This is a genomic window from Kocuria flava (genome assembly GCF_001482365.1).
In the GTDB taxonomy this organism is placed as follows: Bacteria; Actinomycetota; Actinomycetes; order Actinomycetales; family Micrococcaceae; genus Kocuria; species Kocuria flava.
This window is the reverse complement of sequence record NZ_CP013254.1, coordinates 3,083,056-3,106,165: the sequence shown is the minus strand read 5'-3', so window position 1 is coordinate 3,106,165 and position 23,110 is coordinate 3,083,056. Positions and strand designations below refer to the sequence as shown.

At 74.7% G+C, this 23,110-nt stretch carries 19 protein-coding genes; 11 read left to right on the top strand and 8 right to left on the bottom strand.

Features of this window, described 5'->3' with window-relative positions; genetic code table 11:
- The first annotated feature begins 142 nt into the window (after window positions 1-142).
- The 6 genes from glgX to AS188_RS13810 all read left to right on the top strand — a co-directional run bounded on the left by glgX (window position 143) and on the right by AS188_RS13810 (window position 9,819).
- On the top strand, window positions 143-2,329 hold the full coding sequence (gene glgX / locus AS188_RS13835; RefSeq protein WP_058859331.1) for a glycogen debranching protein GlgX: 2,187 nt from the start codon (window positions 143-145) through the stop codon (window positions 2,327-2,329).
- 99 nt (window positions 2,330-2,428) lie between these two features.
- Window positions 2,429-4,786, top strand: a complete 2,358-nt coding sequence (treY, locus tag AS188_RS13830; protein WP_058859330.1) for a malto-oligosyltrehalose synthase — start codon at window positions 2,429-2,431, stop codon at window positions 4,784-4,786.
- Complete coding sequence (treZ, locus tag AS188_RS13825; protein ID WP_058859329.1) at window positions 4,786-6,669, top strand: malto-oligosyltrehalose trehalohydrolase; 1,884 nt, start codon at window positions 4,786-4,788, stop codon at window positions 6,667-6,669. The genes treY and treZ overlap by 1 nt, the downstream gene beginning before the upstream one ends.
- A gap of 153 nt (window positions 6,670-6,822) precedes the next feature.
- Window positions 6,823-7,848, top strand: a complete 1,026-nt coding sequence (gene mgrA / locus AS188_RS13820; protein ID WP_058859960.1) for an L-glyceraldehyde 3-phosphate reductase — start codon at window positions 6,823-6,825, stop codon at window positions 7,846-7,848.
- Window positions 7,849-7,868: 20 nt separating this feature from the next.
- A complete protein-coding gene (locus AS188_RS13815; protein WP_058859328.1) occupies window positions 7,869-8,561 on the top strand; it encodes a LysE family translocator in 693 nt (230 codons plus the stop codon).
- 172 nt (window positions 8,562-8,733) lie between these two features.
- Entirely contained in the window at window positions 8,734-9,819 is a 1,086-nt protein-coding gene (locus tag AS188_RS13810; protein WP_058859327.1) for an inositol-3-phosphate synthase, read from the top strand.
- A 152-nt stretch (window positions 9,820-9,971) separates the two neighbouring features.
- On the opposite strand, the gene AS188_RS13805 is transcribed toward AS188_RS13810, so the two are convergent.
- Both AS188_RS13805 and AS188_RS13800 read right to left on the bottom strand, forming a co-directional pair.
- Complete coding sequence (locus AS188_RS13805; RefSeq protein ID WP_058859326.1) at window positions 9,972-10,769, bottom strand: phosphatase; 798 nt, start codon at window positions 10,767-10,769, stop codon at window positions 9,972-9,974.
- Complete coding sequence (locus AS188_RS13800) at window positions 10,766-12,022, bottom strand: glycosyltransferase (protein WP_058859325.1); 1,257 nt, start codon at window positions 12,020-12,022, stop codon at window positions 10,766-10,768. Before AS188_RS13800 ends, AS188_RS13805 begins: the two co-directional genes overlap by 4 nt.
- 153 nt (window positions 12,023-12,175) lie before the next feature.
- Here AS188_RS13800 and alr point away from each other — a divergent pair, with 153 nt between their 5' ends.
- From alr to tsaD, 5 genes are read left to right on the top strand one after another with little or no spacing between them, the layout of a single operon-like run.
- Window positions 12,176-13,393 carry an alanine racemase gene (gene alr, locus AS188_RS13795; RefSeq protein ID WP_058859324.1) on the top strand — a complete coding sequence of 406 codons (1,218 nt, stop codon included), beginning with the start codon at window positions 12,176-12,178 and terminating at the stop codon, window positions 13,391-13,393.
- Window positions 13,390-13,968, top strand: a complete 579-nt coding sequence (tsaE, locus tag AS188_RS13790; protein WP_058859323.1) for a tRNA (adenosine(37)-N6)-threonylcarbamoyltransferase complex ATPase subunit type 1 TsaE — start codon at window positions 13,390-13,392, stop codon at window positions 13,966-13,968. The genes alr and tsaE overlap by 4 nt, the downstream gene beginning before the upstream one ends.
- 41 nt (window positions 13,969-14,009) lie before the next feature.
- Window positions 14,010-14,684: a tRNA (adenosine(37)-N6)-threonylcarbamoyltransferase complex dimerization subunit type 1 TsaB gene (gene tsaB / locus AS188_RS13785; protein ID WP_058859322.1), complete on the top strand. Its 675-nt coding sequence runs from the start codon at window positions 14,010-14,012 to the stop codon at window positions 14,682-14,684.
- 32 nt (window positions 14,685-14,716) lie between these two features.
- The gene (gene rimI / locus AS188_RS13780; protein ID WP_058859959.1) at window positions 14,717-15,199 is read left to right on the top strand and encodes a ribosomal protein S18-alanine N-acetyltransferase; all 483 of its coding nucleotides are present in this window, start codon (window positions 14,717-14,719) and stop codon (window positions 15,197-15,199) included.
- On the top strand, window positions 15,196-16,284 hold the full coding sequence (gene tsaD / locus AS188_RS13775; RefSeq protein ID WP_058859321.1) for a tRNA (adenosine(37)-N6)-threonylcarbamoyltransferase complex transferase subunit TsaD: 1,089 nt from the start codon (window positions 15,196-15,198) through the stop codon (window positions 16,282-16,284). Before rimI ends, tsaD begins: the two co-directional genes overlap by 4 nt.
- A gap of 18 nt (window positions 16,285-16,302) precedes the next feature.
- Here the strand turns inward: tsaD and AS188_RS13770 are convergent, their stop codons facing one another.
- The 6 genes from AS188_RS13770 to AS188_RS13745 all read right to left on the bottom strand — a co-directional run bounded on the left by AS188_RS13770 (window position 16,303) and on the right by AS188_RS13745 (window position 22,696).
- Window positions 16,303-17,448, bottom strand: a complete 1,146-nt coding sequence (locus AS188_RS13770; protein WP_058859320.1) for a glutamate--cysteine ligase — start codon at window positions 17,446-17,448, stop codon at window positions 16,303-16,305.
- A 70-nt stretch (window positions 17,449-17,518) separates the two neighbouring features.
- Window positions 17,519-18,766: a THUMP-like domain-containing protein gene (locus tag AS188_RS13765; RefSeq protein WP_058859319.1), complete on the bottom strand. Its 1,248-nt coding sequence runs from the start codon at window positions 18,764-18,766 to the stop codon at window positions 17,519-17,521.
- Between the two features lie 40 nt (window positions 18,767-18,806).
- The gene (locus AS188_RS13760; RefSeq protein WP_058859318.1) at window positions 18,807-19,562 is read right to left on the bottom strand and encodes an iron ABC transporter ATP-binding protein; all 756 of its coding nucleotides are present in this window, start codon (window positions 19,560-19,562) and stop codon (window positions 18,807-18,809) included.
- Window positions 19,559-20,620, bottom strand: coding sequence for an iron chelate uptake ABC transporter family permease subunit (locus tag AS188_RS13755; RefSeq protein WP_083529470.1), 1,062 nt, complete (start codon window positions 20,618-20,620; stop codon window positions 19,559-19,561). Before AS188_RS13755 ends, AS188_RS13760 begins: the two co-directional genes overlap by 4 nt.
- Window positions 20,613-21,599 (bottom strand): ABC transporter permease, encoded by a 987-nt coding sequence (locus AS188_RS13750; RefSeq protein ID WP_058859317.1) that lies wholly within the window; start codon window positions 21,597-21,599, stop codon window positions 20,613-20,615. The genes AS188_RS13755 and AS188_RS13750 overlap by 8 nt, the downstream gene beginning before the upstream one ends.
- A gap of 98 nt (window positions 21,600-21,697) precedes the next feature.
- A complete protein-coding gene (locus AS188_RS13745; RefSeq protein ID WP_058859316.1) occupies window positions 21,698-22,696 on the bottom strand; it encodes a siderophore ABC transporter substrate-binding protein in 999 nt (332 codons plus the stop codon).
- Between the last annotated feature and the right edge of the window lie 414 nt (window positions 22,697-23,110).

Below are 23,110 nucleotides of genomic sequence, written 5' to 3'. Positions count from 1 at the left end.
CTCCCGCCCCCGCCCGGACGCCCGCGTGCGCGGCGCCCGTCCGCACGGGGGCGCCCCGGCGGGCGGCTATGGTTAACCCCACGTCACCACCAACAGCCCGCTGACGGTCGCCCCCGGCCGGCGGGCGCGACAGGAGAAGCCCATGGAAGTCTGGCCCGGCCAGCCCTATCCCCTCGGAGCGACCTTCGACGGGACCGGCACCAACTTCGCCCTCTTCAGCGAGGTCGCGGAGAAGGTCGAACTGTGCCTCTTCGACGACGACGGCACGGAGACCCGCGTCGACGTCGAGGCGCAGGACGGCTACGTGTGGCACTGCTACCTCCCGCAGGTCCAGCCCGGCCAGCGCTACGGCTACCGCGTGCACGGGCCTTGGGACCCGGCGGCGGGCCAGCGCTGCAACCCCGCCAAGCTGCTGCTCGACCCCTACGCCAAGGCGGTCTCCGGCCGGTTCGACTGGGCCCAGCCGCTGTTCTCGTACAACTTCGGGGAGGAGGACTCCTTCAACGAGGAGGACTCGGCCCCGCACATGCCCAAGGGCGTGGTGATCAACCCGTTCTTCAACTGGGAGGGCGACCGCACCCCGCGCACCCCCTACCACAAGTCCGTGATCTACGAGGCGCACGTCAAGGGCCTCACCGAGCGCCACCCGGAGATCCCGGAGGAGCAGCGCGGCACCTACGCCGGGGTCGCCCACCCGGCCGTGATCGCCCACCTGCAGAAGCTCGGGGTGACCGCGATCGAGCTCATGCCGGTGCACCAGTTCGTGCAGGACTCCACGCTGCTGGAGAAGGGCCTGCGCAACTACTGGGGCTACAACACCATCGGCTTCTTCGCCCCGCACAACGAGTACCACTCCACCAACGACCTCGGCGGGCAGGTCCAGGAGTTCAAGGCCATGGTCAAGGCCCTGCACGAGGCGGACATCGAGGTGATCCTCGACGTGGTCTACAACCACACCGCCGAGGGCAACCACCTGGGCCCCACGCTGTCGATGAAGGGCATCGACAACCAGGCCTACTACCGCACGGTCGAGGACGACCAGAAGTACTACATGGACTACACGGGCACGGGCAACTCCCTCAACGTCCGCCACCCGCACTCGCTGCAGCTGATCATGGACTCCCTGCGCTACTGGGTGACCGAGATGCACGTGGACGGCTTCCGCTTCGACCTGGCCGCCACCCTGGCCCGCGAGTTCTACGACGTCGACAAGCTCTCCACGTTCTTCGAGCTCGTCCAGCAGGACCCGGTCGTCTCCCAGGTCAAGCTCATCGCCGAGCCGTGGGACATCGGCCCCGGCGGCTACCAGGTGGGCAACTTCCCGCCCCAGTGGACGGAGTGGAACGGCAAGTACCGCGACACCGTGCGCGACTTCTGGCGCGGCGAGCCCTCGACCCTCGGCGAGTTCGCCTCCCGCATCACCGGCTCCGCCGACCTCTACGAGCACAGCGGCCGCCGGCCCTTCGCCTCCATCAACTTCGTCACCGCCCACGACGGCTTCACCCTGCGCGACCTCGTCTCCTACAACGAGAAGCACAACGACGCCAACGGCGAGGGCAACAACGACGGCGAGTCCCACAACCGCTCCTGGAACTGCGGGGTGGAGGGCCCCACCGACGACCCGGAGGTCCTGGGGCTGCGCGCCCGCCAGCAGCGCAACTTCCTCGCGACCCTGCTCCTGTCCCAGGGCACGCCCATGGTCCTGCACGGCGACGAGCTCGGGCGCACGCAGAACGGCAACAACAACACCTACTGCCAGGACAACGAGCTGTCGTGGATCGACTGGGACACCATGGACGGGCCGCTGACCGAGTTCGTGGCCGCGGTGACCCAGCTGCGCCACCAGCACCCCACGTTCCGCCGCTCCAACTTCTTCGACGGCCGCCCCGTCGAGATGGACGAGGACGACGCCGGCCGGCCCATGCCGGACATCGCCTGGCTGAACACCGACGGCTCCCCGATGAAGCCCGCCGACTGGGACGAGCCGCTGTCCCGCTCGCTGGGGATGTGGCTCAACGGCCACGGCATCGCCGGGGTGGACATGCGCGGGCGCCCCATCACGGACGTGAACTTCATCGTCTACTTCAACTCCAACCCGGAGCCCGTGAAGTACAAGCTGCCCCCGGCCCGCTACGGCCGGCAGTGGGAGGAGATCCTCGACACCGCGGGCGAGCACGCCGACGGGCAGATCCGCCGCTCCCGCAGCACCATCACCCTGCGCGGGAAGTCCATGGTCGTGCTGCGCGCCTACGAGGAGCCCGAGGAGGAGCCCGACGCCTCGGTCGCCGCCTCCGTGGCCGTCTACGCGCAGACCCCGCAGGACCAGTGACGCGCTGAGCCCGCCCGGCGGGACACCGGCAGGCTTGCGACCCGGCAACGGGTCGCAAGCCTGCTGGCGTTTCGGGGGTGTTCCCGACAGACTTGGGGCGTGCGCACACCGACATCGACCTACCGACTGCAGATCACCTCCGACCTGACCCTGGACCGGGCCGCGGGACTCGTGGACTACCTCCACGACCTCGGCGCCGACTGGGTCTACCTCTCCCCGGTCCTGCGGGCCGTGGGCGGATCCGACCACGGCTACGACGTCGCCTCCCCGCAGGAGGTCGACCCCGTCCGCGGGGGCCCCGAGGGGCTGCGGGCGCTCGCCGACGCCGCGCACGCGAAGGGCATGGGCGTGGTCGTCGACGTCGTGCCCAACCACCAGGGCGTCGCCGTGCCCCGGGAGAACCCCTGGTGGTGGTCGCTGCTCGAGCAGGGGCAGGCCTCGCCCTGGGCGCGCGCCTTCGACGTCGACTGGGACGCCGGCGGCGGCAAGGTGCTGATCCCCGTGCTCGGCGACGGCGCGGACGAGCTCGACCGGCTGCGCGTCGAGGACGGCACGCTGCGCTACTACGACAACGTCTACCCGCTCGCCGAGGGCACGTGGACCGAGGGCGAGGACGCCCGCGCCGTCCACGCCCGCCAGCACTACGAGCTGATCGACTGGCGCCGCGGCGACGACGAGCTCAACTACCGCCGCTTCTTCACGGTCGCGACCCTCGCGGGGGTGCGCGTGGAGGACCCCGAGGTCTTCGAGGCCTCCCACGCCGAGATCCGCCGCTGGTTCGACGAAGGCCTCGTCGACGGCCTGCGCATCGACCACCCGGACGGGCTGCGCGACCCCGGCGGGTACCTCGAGCAGCTGGCGGAGCTCACCGGCGGCGCGTGGGTCGTGGTCGAGAAGATCCTCGAGCCCGGCGAGCGGCTGCCCCGCGGCTGGGCCACCGCGGGCACCACCGGCTACGACGCGCTGGGCACGATCGACCGGCTGCTCACCGACCCCGCGGGGGAGTACGCGCTCACGAGCCTCGACGCCCGGCTGCGCGACGGGGAGCCCGTGCACTGGGACGAGCTGATCCACGGCACCAAGCGCGCCATGGCCGACCGCGGCCTGCACGCCGAGGTGCGGCGCCTGGCCCGCCTCGTGCCCGCCGACGCCGGGCTCGCCCCGGAGACCGCCGAGGACGCGCTCGCGGAGGTCCTCGCGAACTTCCCCGTCTACCGCAGCTACCTGCCCGAGGGGGCCGAGCACCTGCGGGCGGCCCTCGACGCGGCCCGGGAGCGGCGCCCGGACCTCTCGGACGCCGTCGCCACCCTGGGCGGGCTGCTCGGGGCCGGGGCCACGGACGAGGCCGAGCTCGGCGAGCTCGCCCGCCGTTTCCAGCAGACCTCCGGGATGGTCGTGGCCAAGGGCGTGGAGGACACCGCGTTCTACCGCTTCCCCCGGCTGACCTCCCTGACCGAGGTCGGCGGCGACCCCTCGCACTTCTCCCTGACCCCCGCCGAGGCCCACGACGAGCTCGCCCGCCGGGCCGCCGAGGAGCCGGCCGCGATGACCACGCTGTCCACCCACGACACCAAGCGCTCCGAGGCGGTGCGCGCCCGCATCACGGTGCTCGCCGAGGCCGCCGAGCAGTGGGCGGGCGTCGTGGGCACCGTCAAGCGCCTCGCCGAGGAGCGGGGCACGCGCGTGGGCGACGGCCCGCTCGTCAACCTCGTCCTGCAGACCGCGGTGGGGGCCTGGCCGCTGGACCAGGAGCGCCTGACCGACTACGCGCTCAAGGCGGCCCGCGAGGCGGGGGTCTCGACCGCGTGGGTCGACGGCGACGAGGACTTCGAGGCGCGGCTGACCCGTTTCCTCGACCACGTCCTGCACGACCCCGAGATGCGCGCCGTCGTCGAGGGCTTCGCCGAGCACGTCACCGCCGCCGGGTGGTCCAACGGGCTCGCCGCGAAGCTGGTCCAGCTCACGATGCCCGGCGTGCCGGACGTCTACCAGGGGGCCGAGCTGTGGGCCGAGTCCCTCGTGGACCCCGACAACCGCCGGCCCGTCGACTTCGAGGAGCGCGCCCGCGTGCTCGCCCGCCTCGACGCCGCCGCCCCCGGCAGCGACGAGGCCAGGCCCGCCGTCGGCCCCGACGGCGCCGCGAAGCTGCTCGTGACCTCCCGGGCGCTGCGGCTGCGCCGCGACCGGCCCGAGCTGTTCACCGGCTACAGCCCCCTGCAGGCCTCCGGACCCCGGGCCGAGCACGTGTTCGCCTTCGACCGCGGCGGCGCCGTCACGGTCGTCACCCGGCTGCCCCTGGGCCTGGCCGCGCGCGGCGGCTTCACGGAGGAGACCCTCGCCCTGCCCGCCGGGTCGTGGGAGGACGTCCTCACGGCCCGCCCGCACACCGGCACCGTCGCCGTGGCCGACCTGCTCTCCGACTACCCCGTGGCGCTGCTGCGCCGGAAGGACTCCTGATGACCGTCCCCACCGACCGCGCCTCCCTCGACCGCTTCGACGTCTGGGCCCCCCACGCCAAGGCCGTGACGGTGCGGGTGGAGGGCGTCGACCACCCCATGGTCGCCGCCACCACCCTGCCCGCCGGCACCCTGCGCGGCCCCGCCCGCCGCGGCCGGGGCTGGTGGACCCTGCCCGACGACGCCGACGTCCCCGCCGGGACCGTGCGCTACGGCTACGTCCTCACCAAGGTCTTCGACGAGGGCACCCCCGACGAGCGCACCCAGGTCTCCGACGTGCTGCCCGACCCCCGCTCCCGCCGCCAGCCGCAGGGCGTCCACGACCTCTCCTGCACCTTCGACCCCGCCGAGCACGCCTGGGGCGACGGCGCCTGGACGGGCCGCGCCCTGGCCGGGTCCGTGGTCTACGAGCTGCACGTGGGGACCTTCACCCCCGAGGGCACCCTCGACTCGGCGATCGAGCGGCTGGACCACCTCGTGGAGCTCGGCGTGGACCTCGTGGAGCTGCTGCCGGTCAACGGCTTCAACGGCGAGCACAACTGGGGCTACGACGGCGTGCTGTGGTACACCGTCGACGAGTCCTACGGCGGGCCCGCCGCCTACCAGCGCTTCGTGGACGCCTGCCACCAGCGGGGCCTGGGCGTGGTCCAGGACGTGGTCTACAACCACCTGGGCCCCTCCGGGAACTACCTGCCGCTGTTCGCCGACTACTTCAAGCCCGGCGCCAGCAGCTGGGGCGACCTGATCAACCTCGACGGGTGGGGCTCCGACGGCGTGCGCGAGCACATCCTCGACAACGTGGAGATGTGGCTGCGGGACTACCACGTGGACGGCTTCCGGCTCGACGCCGTCCACGCCCTGCAGGACCACCGCGCCGTGCACATCCTCGAGGAGATCGCCGAGCGGGTGGAGCGGGTCGCCGCCGAGACCGGCAAGCCGCTGTTCACGATCGCGGAGTCCGACCTCAACGACCCCCGGATGATCACCCCCGTGCACGAGAACGGCCTGGGCATGACCGGGCAGTGGCTCGACGACTTCCACCACGCCGCCCACGTCGCCCTCACGGGGGAGACCCAGGGCTACTACGCGGACTTCGGCTCCCTGGCCAGCCTCGACAAGGTGGTGCGCGAGGCGTTCTACCACAACGGCACCATGTCGGCCTTCCGCGGCCGCCACCACGGGCGGCCGGTGGACAAGCGCCGGCAGCGGACCTGGCAGTTCGTCACCTGCATCCAGAACCACGACCAGGTCGGCAACCGCGCCGCCGGGGACCGGATCAGCGCGGGCCTCGACGCCGACCGGCTCGTGCTCGGGGCGGTGCTGCTGCTGACCCAGCCCTTCACCCCCATGCTGTTCATGGGCGAGGAGTGGGGGGCGTCCACGCCGTGGCAGTTCTTCACCGCCCACCCCGAGCCCGAGCTGGGGGAGGCCGTGGCCCGCGGCCGCAAGGCCGAGTTCGCCTCGATGGGCTGGGACGAGTCGACCGTGCCCGACCCGCAGGCCCCCTCGACCTTCGAGAACTCCAAGCTCGACTGGTCGGAGACCGGCCGCGGCGACCACGCCCGCGTCCTGGCCGCCTACCGCGAGCTGATCGCCCTGCGCCGGACCGTGCCCGAGCTCACCGACCCGCGCTTCGCGACGATCCGCACGGCCCACGACGACGACGCCCGCTGGTTCGTGCTCCATCGGGCCGCGGAGCCCGGGTCGGACCACGGCGTCGCCGTGCTGCTGAACTTCGGCACCGAACCGGTGCGGGTGCCCTTCCCCGGCACGGCCGGGGCCGAGGTGCTCTTCCGCTCCGGCGAGGTCTCCCTCTCCGCCGGGGACGACGGCGGCGCGCTCGCGCAGCTGCCCCCCCACGGCGCCGCCGTCGTGCGCTGCTGACGCCGCCCCACCGCACCCCCACGACCCCCGCGCGCACCGCCGGGAGGCGCCCCCCGGCGGCCTCCCGGCGGCGCGCGGACCGACGGAAGGAACCCCGTGCACACCTACGGACCCGACGCCCACTACGTCCCCGCGGCGGACCGCTACGAGACGATGCCCTACCGCCGGGTGGGCGAGTCCGGGCTGAAGCTGCCCCTGATCTCCCTGGGGCTGTGGCACAACTTCGGCGACGACAAGCCGCTCGGGACCCAGCGCGCGATCCTGCGCACGGCCTTCGACCTGGGCATCACGCACTTCGACCTGGCCAACAACTACGGCCCGCCCGCGGGCTCCGCGGAGCTGAACTTCGGGCGGGTCCTGCGCGAGGACCTCGCCCCCTACCGCGACGAGCTCGTGATCTCCACGAAGGCCGGCTGGGACATGTGGCCGGGCCCGTACGGCTTCGGCGGCTCCCGCAAGTACCTGGTCTCCTCCCTCGACCAGTCCCTGCGGCGGATGGGCACCGACCACGTCGACGTGTTCTACCACCACCGCCCGGACCCCGAGACCCCGCTGGAGGAGACGATGCGGGCGCTGGACCACATCGTGCGCTCGGGGCGGGCCCTGTACGCGGGCATCTCCTCCTACAACGCCGAGCTGACCCTGCGCGCCCAGGAGATCATGCGGGAGCTGGGCACCCCGCTGCTGATCCACCAGCCGTCCTACTCGATGCTCAACCGCTGGATCGAGGCCCCCGGCCCGTCCGGGACCTCGCTGCTCGGGGCCCTCACCCGGGCCGGGATGGGCTCGATCGTCTTCACCCCGCTGGCCCAGGGCATGCTCACCGACCGCTACCTCGACGGCGTCCCGGCCGACTCCCGCGCCGCGGCCGAGAAGTCCCTGGACCCCGAGTGGCTCTCGGAGCGGACCCTGGAGAAGGTCCGCGGCCTGCACGCCATCGCCCGGGAGCGCGGCCAGACGCTCGCGCAGATGGCCCTGGCCTGGGTCCTGCGGGAGCAGGCGGACGGCCAGGTGACCACCGCCCTCGTCGGCGCGTCCTCGCCCGACCAGCTCGTGGACAGCGCGGGCGCCGTGCAGCGGCTGGACTTCACCGACGACGAGCTCGCCGCGATCGACCGGCTGGCCACGGACTCCGACATCAACATCTGGGCCGGCGCCCAGGACTCCAAGCACGCGTGAGCACCGGGACGCGCTGACCCGTGGAGGCCTCGCAGTACCTCGCCCTGCTCGGGCTGTGGATCGCCGGGATCGTCTCCCCGGGCCCCGACGTGCTCGTGATCCTGCGCAACGCCTCGCTCGGCTCCCGCCGGGCGGGGGTGCTCACCGCCGCCGGCGTGATGACGGGCAACCTGCTGTGGATCGGGCTGTCCCTGACCGGGGTCACGGTGCTCATCGCCGGCGCCGAGCCGCTGCAGCGTCTCCTGCAGGTCGGCGGGGCGCTGTTCCTGGGCTGGCTCGGCATCGGCGGCGTGCGCGCCGGCCTGGCGGCCCGGGTCCCCGCCCGGGCGGCCGGGTCCGGCGCCCCGCCGGAGGACCGCGACCCCGGCGGGGGGCCGGACCCGCTGCGCGGCGGGCCCGGCCCGTCCCGGGACCTGGCCCCGGGACGGGCCTTCGTGCTGGGGCTGGTCACGAACCTCTCCAACGCGAAGGCGATCGTGTTCTTCGTCGCCCTGTTCGCCAACGTGGTGCCCGCCGGCGCCCGGTGGTGGGAGACGGCCCTGGTCTACGTCCTGCTCGTGGCCGTGGGCCTGGGCTGGTTCACGGCCGTCGCGTGGGCCGGGTCGGTCGAGCGCCTCGCCGCGGCCTTCCGGCGCCGGGCCGCGGCCGTCGAGCTCGCCGCCGGGGTGCTGTTCCTGGTGCTGGCCGTCGCCCTGCTGCTCGGCGCCCGCTGAGCCGGCGCCCTGCGCGCCCGGCATGGGATCTCGCGAGGGGGCAGGGGCGGGGAAGGGGGCCTGCGGGCGCGGATAGACTGGGCCGCTGTAGTCCTCCCTGCCGCACGCCCGCCGGGTGCTGCCCGGGCGCGTGCCCGGCCCGGGGAGGGGACCACCACGACAAAGGAGTCCTGTGCCCCACCACCCCATCCGCGTGGCCATCGCCGGTGTCGGCAACTGCGCCTCGTCCCTCGTCCAGGGCGTGCACTACTACGCCGACGCCGACCCCGCCGAGTCCGTGCCCGGGCTGATGCACGTGGTCTTCGGCGACTACCACGTGGGCGACGTGCAGTTCGTGGCCGCCTTCGACGTCGACGCCGCCAAGGTCGGCGTGGACCTGTGCGAGGCGATCCACGCCTCGGAGAACAACACCATGACCTTCGCCGAGGTCCCGCCCACCGGGGTGACCGTCCAGCGCGGGCCCACCCTGGACGGACTGGGGGAGTACTACCGGGCGATGGTCGAGGAGTCGGCGGCCGAGCCCGTGGACGTCGCCCAGGCCCTGCGGGACGCGCAGGTCGACGTGCTGGTCTCCTACCTGCCGGTGGGCTCCGAGGAGGCCGACCGGTTCTACGCCCAGGCGGCCCTGGACGCCGGGGTGGCCTTCGTCAACGCCCTCCCCGTGTTCATCGCCTCGGACCCGGTGTGGGCGGCGAAGTTCACCGAGGCCGGGGTGCCGATCGTCGGCGACGACATCAAGTCCCAGATCGGGGCGACGATCACCCACCGGGTGCTGGCGAAGCTGCTCGAGGACCGCGGGTACGTGCTGGACCGCACCTACCAGCTCAACGTGGGCGGGAACATGGACTTCATGAACATGCTCGAGCGCAACCGGCTGGAGTCGAAGAAGATCTCCAAGACCCAGGCGGTCACCTCCAACGTCGTCCGCGAGTTCGGCACCAAGGACGTCCACATCGGCCCCTCGGACCACGTGCCGTGGCTGGACGACCGCAAGTTCGCGTTCGTGCGGCTGGAGGGCCACGGCTTCGGCGGCGCCCCCATCTCCCTGGAGTACAAGCTGGAGGTCTGGGACTCCCCGAACTCGGCCGGGGTGATCATCGACGCGATCCGGGCGGCGAAGATCGGCCTGGACCGCGGGCTGGGCGGTCCGCTGACCTCGGCCTCGGCGTACTTCATGAAGTCCCCGGCCGAGCAGCAGGCCGACGACGTGGCCCGGGCCGGCCTCGAGGCCTTCATCCGGGGCGAGCGCGAGCGCTGAGCCACCGCAGCGGTCCCGCCCCGGACCGCGGGACCCCATCGGGGCGACGGGATCCCACGCCGGCACCGGCTGCGGCTGGGATCCCGTCATTGCCGTGGGACCTCGCGCCGGAGCGCGGGAGCGCAGGGGTGCGGGTGGGCGGGCGGGGCCGGTCAGGCGTGGGCGGCCAGGCCCGCCCGCTCCAGGACGAACGCGGTGACCGGGTCGTAGCGGCGCGGCGGGAGGTTGTCGTCGAGCGGCACGGCGACCTCCACCTGGCCCTGGGCCTCGGCGACGAAGACGCCGGGGTCGTTGCAGTCGGCGATCGCGATCGTGCGTAGCCCGCGGGAGCCGGCCGCCCCCGCGAGGCCGTGGTCGGCGACCACGAGGTCCGGCGGGGCCTGCCCGTCGCGCTCCAGCCGGTCCAGGGTCAGCTCCATCGGCCCGGGGAAGTGGGTGTGCCGCAGCCCGCCGTACTGCTCGACCATCACGACGTCCTGGATCTGGCGCACGTCGCCGTCCTCGAAGGCGAAGCCGTCGCGCACCTGCACCACGTGCGCCCCGGCGCGGCGGGCCGCGCCGGCGATGCGGGAGTAGACGGGGAACAGCCCCGCCGGGTGGCCGGTGGCCAGCAGCACCCGCCCGCCCGCGGCGACGACCTCGCCGAGCACCGCGGCGTAGCGCTCGAGCGCCGCGACGGCCAGGGCGGCCGAGATCGTGTCCTGGCCCTCGAGGTGGCCGCGGTCCGCGGAGATGCCCACGCGCTCGCACATCAGTGCGAACACGTCGTCGAAGGACCACTCGCGGGTGCGGACCACGCCCATGTGCTGGTGCTGGTCGCCGTCGAGGAAGCCCTGGATGTTGCGCAGGTTCGCCTCGCGGGGGGTGGCCACCGGGCCGGTCAGCCGGTGCTCGTCGAGGTGGCGGAGGAGGTCGTCGGCGGTCGGGGCGGGGGCGGGGAGGCTGCTCACGCCCCGAGTGTATGCGCGCCGGTGCCGGGGACCCGCGCCCGGGCCCGCTCGTAGACCTCCGCGGTGGCCCGGGCGGTGGCCGCCCACGAGAACGCGCGGGCGCGCCGGGCCGCGGCCTGCCCGAGCCGCTCCAGGGCGGCGGGCCGGGCCGCGAGGTCTGCGAGCGCGTGCGCCCAGGCCTCCGGCGAGCGGTCCGGCACGAGCCGGCCGGTGACCCCGTCGAGGACGGCCGTGCGCAGCCCGTCGACGTCCGTGGCCAGCACGGGGGTGCCGCAGGCCTGGGCCTCGAGGGCCACGAGCCCGAAGGTCTCCGAGGAGGAGGGAACGGCGACGACGTCGGCCCGGCGCATCCGCTGCGCGAGCCCGGCCTCGGGCAGGGCCCCGGAGAAGCGCACCGCACCCGCCAGGCCCAGCGCCCGGACCCGCGCGCGCAGGACCGCGGCGAAGGCGGGGTCGCCGACGCCGGCGAGCTCGAGCTCCACGGCGGGCGCGGACGGGTCCCGCCGCAGCGCGCCGAGGGCCTCGACGAGCACCTGCGGGCCCTTCAGCGGCTGCAGCCGGCCCGCGAAGAGCACCCGCAGCGCCCGGTCGGGCAGGCCCGGTCCGGCGGCGGCGGGGCCCGGCCGGAACACGGCGAGGTCCACCCCGGGGGCGACCACCGCCAGGCGCTGCGGGTCGGCGCCGTAGAGGGCGGCGAGCTGCTGCGCCTCGGCGCGGGTGTTGACGACCGTGGCCTCGGCGCGGGCGATCAGCCGCTCCTCGGCGTCGGCGCGGGCCGCCGGCTCGGGCGGCTCGTCCGCGGCCGCCCGCAGGTTCTTGGCCCGGGCGGTGGTGTGCAGCCCCAGCACCAGGGGGACCCCGGCGGCGTCCGCGATCCGTCGGCCGGCCTCGCCCGAGAGCCAGTAGTGGGCGTGCACGGCCCGGGGCGCCTCCGGCAGGGCGGCGGCGAGCGCGGCGGCGACGGCGGGCACGAGCGGCGGCAGCTGCTCCTTGGCGGCGCCCGCCCCGCCGGGGACGGCGACCTCGTGCAGCCGCAGCCCCGGGGCGACCACCGTCGTCGTCGTCCGCGGGCCCCGGGGCGCGCCGGGGGAGCGGTCGAGGACGGCGAGGTCGACGCGCTGCCCGGCGGCGGCGAGCTCCTGCGCGAGGTGGCGGACGTAGACGTTCATCCCGCCGGCGTCCGCGGATCCCGGCTGCGCCAGGGGCGAGGTGTGCAGGCTGATCATCAGGACGGGGTCGGCGGGCTCGGGCACGGCCTCCACTCTACGGCGGCGGGCCCGGGGAGCGTGCAGGCCCGGGGACGCAGGGTGCGGGCGGCCCGTGGCATGCGGGCTCCCGCGCCCGGCGGAGCCCACCGGGCCCGCACCCGTGCGCCGCGCGCCCCGGGGCGGTGCCAGAATGGTCGGGTGAGCTCCCCCGCCCCCTCCGTCCCCCTCCCGCCCGCGGGCGCCCCCGAGCGCAGCGCCGTCGTGGACCTCGCCGCCGTGCGGGCCAACGTGCGCCGGGCCCGGGAGGTCGCCGCCCCGGCCCGGCTGATGGCCGTGGTCAAGGCCGACGCCTACGGCCACGGCGCCGTGCCCGTGGCGCGCGCTGCGCTCGCGGCCGGGGCCGACGCCCTCGGGGTCGCCCACGTCGCCGAGGCCCTGCAGCTGCGCGCGGCCGGGGTCGACGCCCCGCTGCTGGCGTGGCTGCACACCGTGGGCACCGACTTCCGGGCGGGCCTGGCGGCCGGCGTCGAGCTGGGGGTCAGCGGCTGGGAGCTGGCCCCGATCGCCGAGGCGGCCCGGGCGCTGGGGACCACGGCCCGGATCCACCTGAAGATCGACACGGGCCTGGGCCGCAACGGGGCCACGGAGGCCGCCTGGCCCGGTCTCGTCCGCGCCGCCGCCGCCGCGGAGGCCGAGGGGCTGGTGGAGGTCGTGGGGATCTTCACGCACCTGGCCGTGGCCGACGAGCCCGAGCGTCCCGAGACCGCCCAGCAGCTGGCCCGCTTCCGCGCCGCCGTGGACGCCGCCCGCGCCGCGGGCCTGCGCCCGGCGACCCGCCACGCGGCGAACTCGCCGGGACTGTTCACGGCGCGGGACCAGGAGCGGCCCGAGGACATGCTCCTGGACATGGTCCGGGTCGGGGTCTGCCTCTACGGGCTCTCGCCGTTCGCCGACCGCACCCCGGAGGAGCTCGGCCTCGTCCCGGCCATGACCCTGCGCACCACGGTGAGCGCCGTCAAGGAGGTGCCCGCCGGACAGGGCGTCTCCTACGGGCTCGCCCACGTCACCGACCGGCCCACGACCCTGGCCCTGGTCCCGCTCGGCTACGCCGACGGCGTCCCGCGCGCGGCCACGGGCGGCCCCGTGCGGATCCAGGGCCGGACCTGCCCCGTGGTCGGGCGGGTCGCCATGGACCAGGTCGTCGTGGACCTCGGGGCCCCCGGTCTGGCCGCTCCCGAGCACGGGCTGCTCGGGGCGGAGGCGGTGCTCTTCGGGGCGGGGGAGAACCCCTCCGCGACCGCCTGGGCCGAGGCGGCCGGGACCATCAACTACGAGATCGTCACGCGCGTGTCCCCGCGGGTCCCCCGCGTGCACGTGGACGGCGCCCCCGCAGGCGCGGGGAAGGAGGCACCGTGACGGAGTGGACGCGCACCCTCGAGGTGGACGGGCCGGCCCGGACCCAGGAGCTGGCGCAGCGGCTGGGCGCGCAGCTGCGCGCCGGCGACCTGCTCGTGCTCACGGGCGAGCTCGGCGCCGGCAAGACGACCTTCACGCAGGGCCTGGCCCGCGGGCTCGGGGTGGAGCGCGGGGTGATCTCGCCGACCTTCGTGCTGGTGCGCCGCCACCGCGGCGGTCCCGGCCGCCCCGACCTGGTCCACGTGGACGCCTACCGGCTGGCCTCGGCGGCCGAGGTCGACGACCTCGACCTCGAGGACACCGCCGACGCGTCCGTGACCGTCGTGGAGTGGGGCGCCGGCAAGGTCGAGCACCTCGCCGGCTCCCGGCTCGAGGTGGTCCTCGAGCGCGCCGTCGGCGCCGGGGCGCTCGGGAGCCCCGGCGCCGGCCCTGCGGCCCCCGGCACCGACGGCGGCGCCTCGGGCCCCGCCCTGCACGCCGCCGGGGACCCGGAGGACGACGACGCCCCCGAGCCGCGGCGGATCACCCTCACCGGCGTGGGCCCGCGCTGGGCGGGGGGACCGCCCGCGCTGTGAGTGCGCGGCGGGGGTGCGGGCCCGGGCACTAGACTGGGCGGGTGCTTCTGCTGTGCCTGGACTCCTCCGCCACCGCCTCCGCCGCCCTGGTCTCGGACGGCGAGGTCCTGGGCGCCTACGCCAGCCCGGACACCCGCTCCCACGCCGAGGTGCTCGCCCCCGCCGTGCGGGACCTGCTCGCCGCGCAGGGCCTCGGCGGGGCCGACCTCGACGGGGTGCTCGTGGGCACCGGGCCGGGCCCGTTCACGGGCCTGCGCGCCGGGATCGCCACCGCCCGGGCCCTGGCCTTCGCCTGGGACCTGCCCCTGCACGGGCTGATGAGCCTCGAGGCCGTCGCCGAGGACGTGGCCGGGCCCGCCCGTGCGGCCGGCCACGACGAGTTCCTCGTGCTCACCGACGCCCGCCGCCGGGAGGTCTACTGGGCGCGCTACGCCCTGGCCCCGGACGGACCCCGCCTCGCCGAGGGGCCCGGGGTCGGCCCGGCCGCGGAGCTGCCGGCGCTGCCCGCCTACGGCCGCGGCGCCGGGCTGTGGGCCGACCGGCTCGCCCGGCCCGTCCCGGGCCACGATCGGGCCCAGCCCTCGGCCGCGTCCCTGGGCCGCGCCGCCGCCCGCCGGACCGCCCGCGGGGAGGCCCTGGAGCGCACCACCACCCCCCTGTACCTGCGCGAGTCCGACGCGAAGGTCCCCGGCCCCCGGAAGCGGGCCGGCGCGTGAGCGCCCGCACCGGGGGGTGGTTCCTGCGCCCCATGACCACAGCGGACCTCGCCGCGGTCCAGGCGCTCGAGCAGGAGCTGTTCCCGCTCGACGCCTGGCCGCCGGAGATGTTCGCCGCCGAGCTCGCCCAGCCCGTGTGCCGGTACTGGGTCGCGGAGCAGGACGGCGCGGTGATCGGCTACGCCGGGCTGATGTGCATCCCCCCGGTCGGGGACGTCCAGACGATCGCGGTGGTCCCCGAGCACGAGGGCCGCGGCATCGGCACCGCCCTGCTGCGGACCCTGCACGAGCACGCCCGCGGCCTCGGCGCCGACCGGATGATGCTCGAGGTCCGCGCGGACAACCCCCGCGCCCAGCAGCTCTACCGCCGCCACGGCTACGAGCAGATCCACGTCCGCCCCCGCTACTACCGCGACGGCGGCGACGCGCTCGTGATGTGCCGCCCGCTGGGGCCGGAGGGCCCCGCCGAACCCGCTGGCGCCGCCGGCTCCGTTCCCGAGGAGGACGCGCCATGACCGACGGACCCCTGGTGCTGGGCATCGAGTCCTCGTGCGACGAGACGGGGGTGGGCGTGGTGCGCGGGCGCACCCTGCTGGCCAACACCGTCTCCTCCTCGATGGCCGAGCACGTGCGCTTCGGCGGGGTGATCCCCGAGATCGCCTCCCGAGCCCACCTCGACGCCCTCGTGCCGACCCTGCGCGCCGCCCTCGACGAGGCCGGGGTGCGGCTGCAGGACGTCGACGCCCTCGCCGTGACCTCCGGGCCGGGCCTGGCCGGGGCGCTGATGGTCGGCGTCGCCGCCGCCAAGGCGCTGGCCGTGGCCACGGGCAAGCCCCTGTACGCCGTCAACCACCTCGTCGCCCACGTCAGCGTGGGCCTGCTCGAGGGCACCGGGGTCCCCGGCCCGGCCGCCGGCCGCGCGGACGGAGGGCTCGGGGCGCTGCTCGTCTCCGGCGGGCACACCGAGATCCTCGCGGTCGAGGACCTCGCCCGGGACGTCCGGCTGCTGGGGGCGACCCTCGACGACGCCGCCGGGGAGGCCTACGACAAGGTCGCCCGCGTCCTGGGCCTGGACTACCCCGGCGGACCCGCGATCGACGCCGCCGCCCGCGAGGGCGACCCCGCGGCCTTCCGCCTGCCCCGCGGGCTGAGCGCCGGCAAGTACATGGGCTCCGCCGAGCGGCCCGGCCCGCACCGCTACGACTTCTCCTTCTCCGGGCTCAAGACCGCCGTCGCCCGCGTCGTGGAGGACTTCGAGGCCCGCGGCGAGCCCGTGCCGGTGGCCGACGTCGCCGCGTCCTTCCAGGAGGCCGTGGCCGACGTGATCACCCGCAAGACCGTGCTCGCGTGCACCGAGCAGGGCCTGGACACGCTGCTGCTGGGCGGGGGCGTGGCCGCGAACTCGCGGCTGCGCGCGCTCACCGCCGAGCGCTGCGCCGAGCACGGGATCGAGCTCGTGGTCCCGGAGCTGTCGCTGTGCACCGACAACGGGGCGATGGTCGCCGCGCTCGCCGCCCGCGTCGTCGCCGAGGGCGGGGAGCCCTCCGACCTGGGCTTCCCGGCGGACTCCTCCCTGCCGGTCACGACCGTCACCGTCTGAGCCGGCCGGCCCGGGGCGTCAGGCGTTCTCGCGGGTGCGGCGGACGATGTCCAGGGCGACGGCCCGCAGGTCGCCGTCGTGCGCGCGGGCGACCTCCCGCTGGCGCTGGTAGCCGGCGCCGTCCCGGTAGATCCGCTCGACGTCGGCGAGCTCGCGGGCGCAGCCCAGGTGCGCGGCGACGGGCTCGAGCCGGTCCAGCAGCCGCTCGAGGTCCTCGCGCAGGTCCCGCTCGGTGTTCTCCGCGTCGGTGATCACCTGGGCGTCGAGGCCGTAGCGCGCCGCCCGCCACTTGTTCTCCCGCACGTGCCACGGCTGCAGCCGCGGCCGCGTGCGGCCGGCCTCGGCGTCCGCGGCCAGGGAGTGGGCCAGGCACTGGGTGAGGGCGGTGAGGGCCCCGACCTCCCACAGGGTCGAGAGCCCGTCGCAGAAGCGCACCTCGTTGGTGCCCAGCCGGGGGACCGGGCGCACGTCCCACCGGCACTCGCTGATCTCCTCGATGATGCCCGTGGTGATCATGTCCTCGATGCAGCGCTCGTACTCGTCCCACGTGTCGAAGGGGTAGGGCAGCCCGGCGGTGGAGAGCTGCTGGAAGATCATGGACCGCTGCGAGGCGTAGCCGGTGTCCTGGCCGTCCCAGAACGGGGAGTTGGCGGACAGGGCCAGCAGGTGCGGGTAGTGGGCCAGCATCCCGTCGAGCACCGGCAGGGCCTTGGCGCGGGAGTCGAGGCCCACGTGCACGTGCACGCCGAAGATCACCATCTGCCGGCCCCAGTACTGGGTGCGGTCCACGAGCTTGTGGTAGCGCTGCTTGTCGGTGACCTGCTGGTCCTGCCAGCGCGCGAACGGGTGGGTGCCGGCGGCGAAGATCTCGAGGCCGCGCGGGTCGGCGACGGCGCGGATCTCGTCCATCATCAGCGCGAGCTGCTCGGTGGTCCCGGCCACGTCCCGGCACACGCCCGTGACCATCTCGATGGTGTTGAGCAGGAACTCCCCGGTCAGGTGCGGGTGGTCGCCGTCGCGGGCCCACTCGGGGCGGGCCTCGAGCACCGCCTCGTAGGTCTCCCGGCCCCGGGGGACGAGGTCGCCGTCGGCGGCGTCGACGAGGGCGACTTCCCACTCGACGCCGAGCGTCGACTGGTCGGAGCGGGCGAACGAGATCTCCACGCGGCAGGTTCCTATCGTGCTGTGGGGCGGGTGCCCGGCCGGGTGCGGACGGCGGCGCCCGCGGGGAGCCTCAGTCTACGGTTTCCACGACGAGCACGACGCGCTGCTCCCCGTCCCGGCCGCCCTCCCCGGTGCCGGTGCGGGTCACCACGAGGGTCGCCCGGTGGGGGCCCTTCGGGGCGAGCCGGCGGCGCAGCTCCTCCGGGGTGACGTCGGTGCCGCGCTTCTTGATCTCCAGGATGCCGATCCCGTGCTCGCGCACCCACCGCCGCAGCACCTTGACGTTGTGCGGCAGCACCTCCCGCACCCGGTAGGCGCGGGCGAAGGGCGTGGGCACGTGCTCGTCGGCGCTGAGGTACGCGATGCGGGGGTGGACCAGCCGGGCGCCGGTCCGGCGGGCGAGGTCGGCGACGAGCCCGGCGCGGATCACGGCCCCGTCCGGCTCGTAGAGCCAGGTCCCGACCGGGCCGAGCGGCGCGTCCTCGTGGGCGGGGGCGGCGTCGCGGGGGCTGGTCAGCTCCGCGGACCCGTGCGCGCCGAGCACGAGGGCGGCCCGCCGGACCCCGGGCCGGGCCACGGCGCCGAACCAGAGCACGAGCTCCACGACGTCCCCGCGGTCGGAGACCCACTGGGCCTCGCACCCCGGCGGCAGCGCCTCGTGCGGGACGCCGGGTCCGAGCTTCACGCCCACGGGCAGCCCCCGGGCGGCGAGCGCCTCGGCGAAGGACAGGGGCGGGGAGAACGCCTCGGGGTCGAAGAGGCGCCGGGTCCCGGACGACGACGTCGTGCGCCGCGCCGGGTCCAGCCACACCCCGTCGGGCGGCCCGCCCGGCAGCGCGGCGAGGTCCAGGTCCTCGGCGTCGGCGTGCAGCACGGCCGCCTCGGGGAAGGGGGTGAGGTTGACGGTCGCGACCGCCGCGGTGGTCTCGTCGCGCTCGACGGCCGTGACCCGCCGGTCGAGGGCGGCCAGGGCGAGGGCGTCCGCGCCGATCCCGCAGCCGAGGTCGGCGACGTGGCGGACCCCGGCGTCGGCGAAGCGGCGGGCGTGCAGGGCGGCCACGCGCAGGCGGGTGGCCTGCTCGAGACCGGCCCGGGTGAAGAGCATGCGCCCGGCGAAGTCCCCGAACTTCTCGCGGGCGCGGGTGCGCAGCCGCGCCTGGGTCAGCGCCGCGGAGACCAGCTCCGGCGGGTGCCCGGCGGCCCGCAGCCGCGAGACCTCCTCGAGGGCGCCGGTGCCGTCGTAGGCGCCGAGGGAGTCGAGCAGGGCCATCCCCTCGCGCGTGAGCAGGGGTGCGATCTCGGTCGCCTCGTCGTGCATTGTCCCACCCTATCCGGGGCGCGGGGGAGGCCGGCCCCGCTCAGTAGAAGGTGGCCAGCCGGCCGCGGGGGCCCTCGAGGACCGTCACGGGGGTCTCGAAGACCCGGGTGAGGACCGCGTCGTCCATGATCTCGGCGGGGGTGCCGAACTCCACGACCCGGCCGTCCTTCACGGCGCAGATCCGGTCGGCGTAGTGGCTGGCGAAGTTCACGTCGTGCAGCACGATCAGGATGGTGCGCCCCATCTCGTCGCAGGCCCGGCGCAGGTGCTGCATCATCGACACGGAGTGGCGCATGTCCAGGTTGTTCAGCGGCTCGTCCAGCAGGACGTGGTCGGTCTCCTGCGCGAGGACCATGGCCACGTAGGCGCGCTGGCGCTGCCCGCCCGAGAGCTGGTCGAGGTAGCGGTGCTCGAGGGGGGACAGGTCCAGGAAGTCGATGCAGCGGCTGATGACCTGCTCGTCCGCGCGGGTGAGCCGCCCGCGGCTGTGCGGGAAGCGCCCGAAGCCGACCAGCTGGCGGACCGTGAGCCGGGTGACGTAGTGGTTCTCCTGGCGCAGGACCGACACGATCCGGGCCAGGTCCTGGGAGCGGGTGCTCGCCACGTTGTAGCCGGCGATGTCGATGGTGCCTTCGTCGAGGTCGAGCAGGCGCCCGATCATCGTCAGCAGCGTGGACTTGCCCGCCCCGTTGGGCCCGATCAGGGCGGTCATCCCGCCCGAGGGGATCTCGAGGTCGACGGGGCCGACGGTGACCTCCTCGCCGTAGGTCTTGCGCACGTTCGCGAGGGTGATCACAGCCGGCCCTTTCGGAGGATGACGTAGAGGAAGACGGAGCCCCCGACGAGCTCGATGATGATCGAGACGACGCCCTGGGCGTAGAAGACGTGGTTGAGCACGAAGTAGGAGCCCGTCAGGACGGTGAACCCGGTCAGCACGGCGACGGGGAAGACGTGGCGGTGGTCGTGGGTGTCCGCGAGCTGGTAGGCGAGCGTGGCCACGAGGAAGCCCAGGAAGGTCATGGGACCCACCAGTGCGGTGGAGACGGCCATGAGCACGGAGACGAGGAACAGCGTGCGCATCACCTCGGCGCGGTGCCGCATCCCCAGGTTGAGGCTGACGTCCCGGCCCATGGCGACGACGTTCAGCCGCCGCGAGGAGCACCACAGGGCGGCGCCGGCGGCGAGGCACAGGGGGATCGCCACGGGCAGGTAGTCGGCGTGGGCGTTGGTCACGGAGCCGAACAGGCGGGCGGAGAGGACGTCGAAGTCGCTGGGGGAGAGCAGCCGCTGCATGAAGGTCGACACGGACCCGAGGCCGCCGCCGATGACGATGCCCACGAGCAGCATCACCTGGAGGTTGCCGTACCGGCCGGAGAGCAGCCACCCGTAGAGGGCCAGGGAGACCCCCACCATGAGGGCGACCTGCAGGAGGAACTGCGGCACCCCCTGCAGGACCAGCAGCCCCGCGGCTCCCAGGAAGTAGACGGTGGAGGTCTGGACCGCCACGTAGAGGGACTCGAAGCCCATGATCGACGGGGTGATGATGCGGTTGTTGGTGGCCGTCTGGAAGCTCACGGTCGCCATCGCCTGGCAGAAGGCCACGACGGCCATGACGACCACGCTCGTCGCCCGGCGCTCGGCGATGAGCCAGAAGCCCTCCGAGCCCACGGGCATGGGGTTGTCCCAGGCGAGCAGCCCGAAGGCGAAGCCGCAGGAGGCGAGGGCGAGCACCGCCAGGAGGACCCAGTAGCGGCGGCGGGCCCGGGCGGTGGGGAAGGCCCCGGCGCCGCCGCGCTCGCGGGCCGCCGCGGGCGGCGGGGACAGGGGTGCGGGGGCGGTCACGGTCTCAGCCACGCCGGCGCTGCCTCAGGAGCAGGTGGACGAACACCACGGCGCCGACGATCCCGAGGATCACCGAGACGGGGATCTCGAAGGGCATGATCACGAGCCTGCCGATCAGGTCGCAGACCGTCACGACGGCGATGCCCAGCAGGCACACCCACGGCAGGTTGGAGCGCAGGTCGTCGCCGCGGACCATCGAGACGATGTTGGGGACGATCAGCCCCAGGAACGGCAGGTTGCCGACGACGACGGTGACGACGCCGGTGGCCACCGCGATCAGACCGGTGCCGAGCAGGACGGTGCGGTGGTAGTCCAGCCCGACGTTGGTCGCGACGTCCTCGCCGAGGCCGGCGACGGTGAGGCGGTCGGCCACGAGGAAGACCGCGACGACGACGAGCAGCACGATCCACAGGACCTCGTACTGTCCGCGCAGCACCGAGGTGAAGCTGCCGGCGAACCACACCCCCAGGCTCTGGAGCATGTCCGTCTGCAGGGCCAGGAACGTCGAGACGGACCCGACCACCGCGCCCAGCATGATCCCGACGATGGGCACGATCAACGAGGAGCGCAGCGAGACGCGGCGCAGGAAGAGGAAGAAGACCATGGTGCCGAGGAAGGCCGCGGTCACGGCCCCGGCCATGCGGGTGAGCAGGCTCGCGGTGGGCACGAGCAGCGTCACGACGAGCAGCCCGAGCCCGGCCCACTCGGTGGTGCCGGTCGTGGTGGGCTCCACGAACCGGTTCTGGGTGAGCAGCTGCATGACCAGCCCGGACATGGCCATCGCGGCCCCGGCGAGCACGAGGGCGATCGTGCGCGGGACGCGGGTGATGGCGAACATCTCGCCGCCGTCCTCGGCGCCGAAGACGTCGTAGACCCCGGTGAGCAGGGACGCGCCCAGCAGGGCCGCGACCCCGAGCACGCCGAGGAGCAGCCTCCGGTCGAAGAGGGTCTCGCGGGCCCTGCGGGCGGGCCCGGAGAGGGTCGTCGTCATGGGTCACGCCTTTCCGTCGGCCGTCAGCCGTCGTGCCGGGGACCGGCGGTGGCGGGGCCCGCTGCGCGCGGGCCCCGCCACCGGTCGGGTCCGGGGGATCAGTCCTGCTCGCCCATGGCGTCGGCCAGGGTGTCGAAGAACTCGGTGTAGGTCTGGATGCCCTCGTTGGTGTAGGTGTCCTTGGGCATGTACACGACGTGGCCCTCCTGCACGGCCGTGACGTTGCGCAGGGCCTCGGCGTTCTCGACGACCTCCTGGGCGGGGGTGTACTCCGGCTCGTCGGCGGCGATCGCGGCGTCGCGGTCCATCACGAGGATCCAGTCGGGGTCGGACTCGGCGATCGCCTCGACCGAGATGTCGTCGCCCTGGTGGTCGTCGCTGGCGCCCTCGACCTCGAGCGCGGGCTCGAAGCCGAAGAGCTCGAACAGCGGGCCGAGGGTGCGGCCCTTCTCGGGGGCGATGTAGCCGATCTCGCCGCCGGAGACGGTGACGGCCATGACCGTGTCCCCGGGCCGGTAGCCGTCGAGCACGCGCTGGATCGCGGCGTCGAGCTCTGCGTTGAGCTCCTCCGCCTCGGCGGTCTTCCCGAAGATCTCGCCCAGGACGGTGGTCTGCCGCTTGAGCTCCGCGTCGAGGGGCTCGTTCTCCCGGGGGTCCAGCTCGACGAGGGCGGCCTCGGGCACCAGCCCGGCGAGGTCCTCGCGGTACTGGGCGAAGCGCTGGCCGTTGACGATCACGTCGGGGTCGGCGGCCACGACCGCCTCGAGGTCGGGCTCGCGGTGGGTGCCCAGGTCGACGATCGACTCGTCGTCGGCGTAGGGGATGGTGTCCGGCATGAGCGCGCGCGGGGCCGCGGCGAGCTCGACGCCCCAGTCGGCCAGCGTCTCGAAGGTCCGGTTGTCGGTGGCGACCACGGAGGCCGGCGGGACCTCGACGCTGTGGGTGCCGTGGTTGTCCTCGATCTCGACCGTGCTGGTGGAGGAGGAGGCGGTGCCGCCGGCCTCGGCGGTGCTGCCGGCACTCGAGCAGCCGGCCAGGGCGAGCGCGGAGGCGGCGGCCAGCAGGACCGAGGAGCGCTGGAGCAGGGTGCGGGTCATGGGTCGATCTCTCTTCTGCAGGGCGGCGGGGCCTCGGGCCCCGCCGGGTCGCGGTGGGCACGGCGGATCACGCGCCGGAGCGCGGGATGCGTCGGGTCGGGCACCGGTCCTCGGCCGAGTTAGGCGTGCCTTAGTGGTCAACCTAGACCGGCGTGCCGCCGTGAGGCAAATCATTGGCGAACACGGGCGTGACCTAATTGGGCGGGCTCCGTCGGCCGGTGCGCGGCCCTGCCGGGGCGCCCCCGGCAGCCCGCTGGCACTCGCCTTGACCGTCTGCCAGCCCCCTCCTACAGTTGGCCTTAGCACTCTCCGGGTGAGGGTGCTAAGGGCCAGGCGATCGATCGGCACCGCGACGACGGTTGGTGCGCCAACCGGCCCGAAGCACGACCCAGCGGGCCCCGCCCGCGGTCGCCC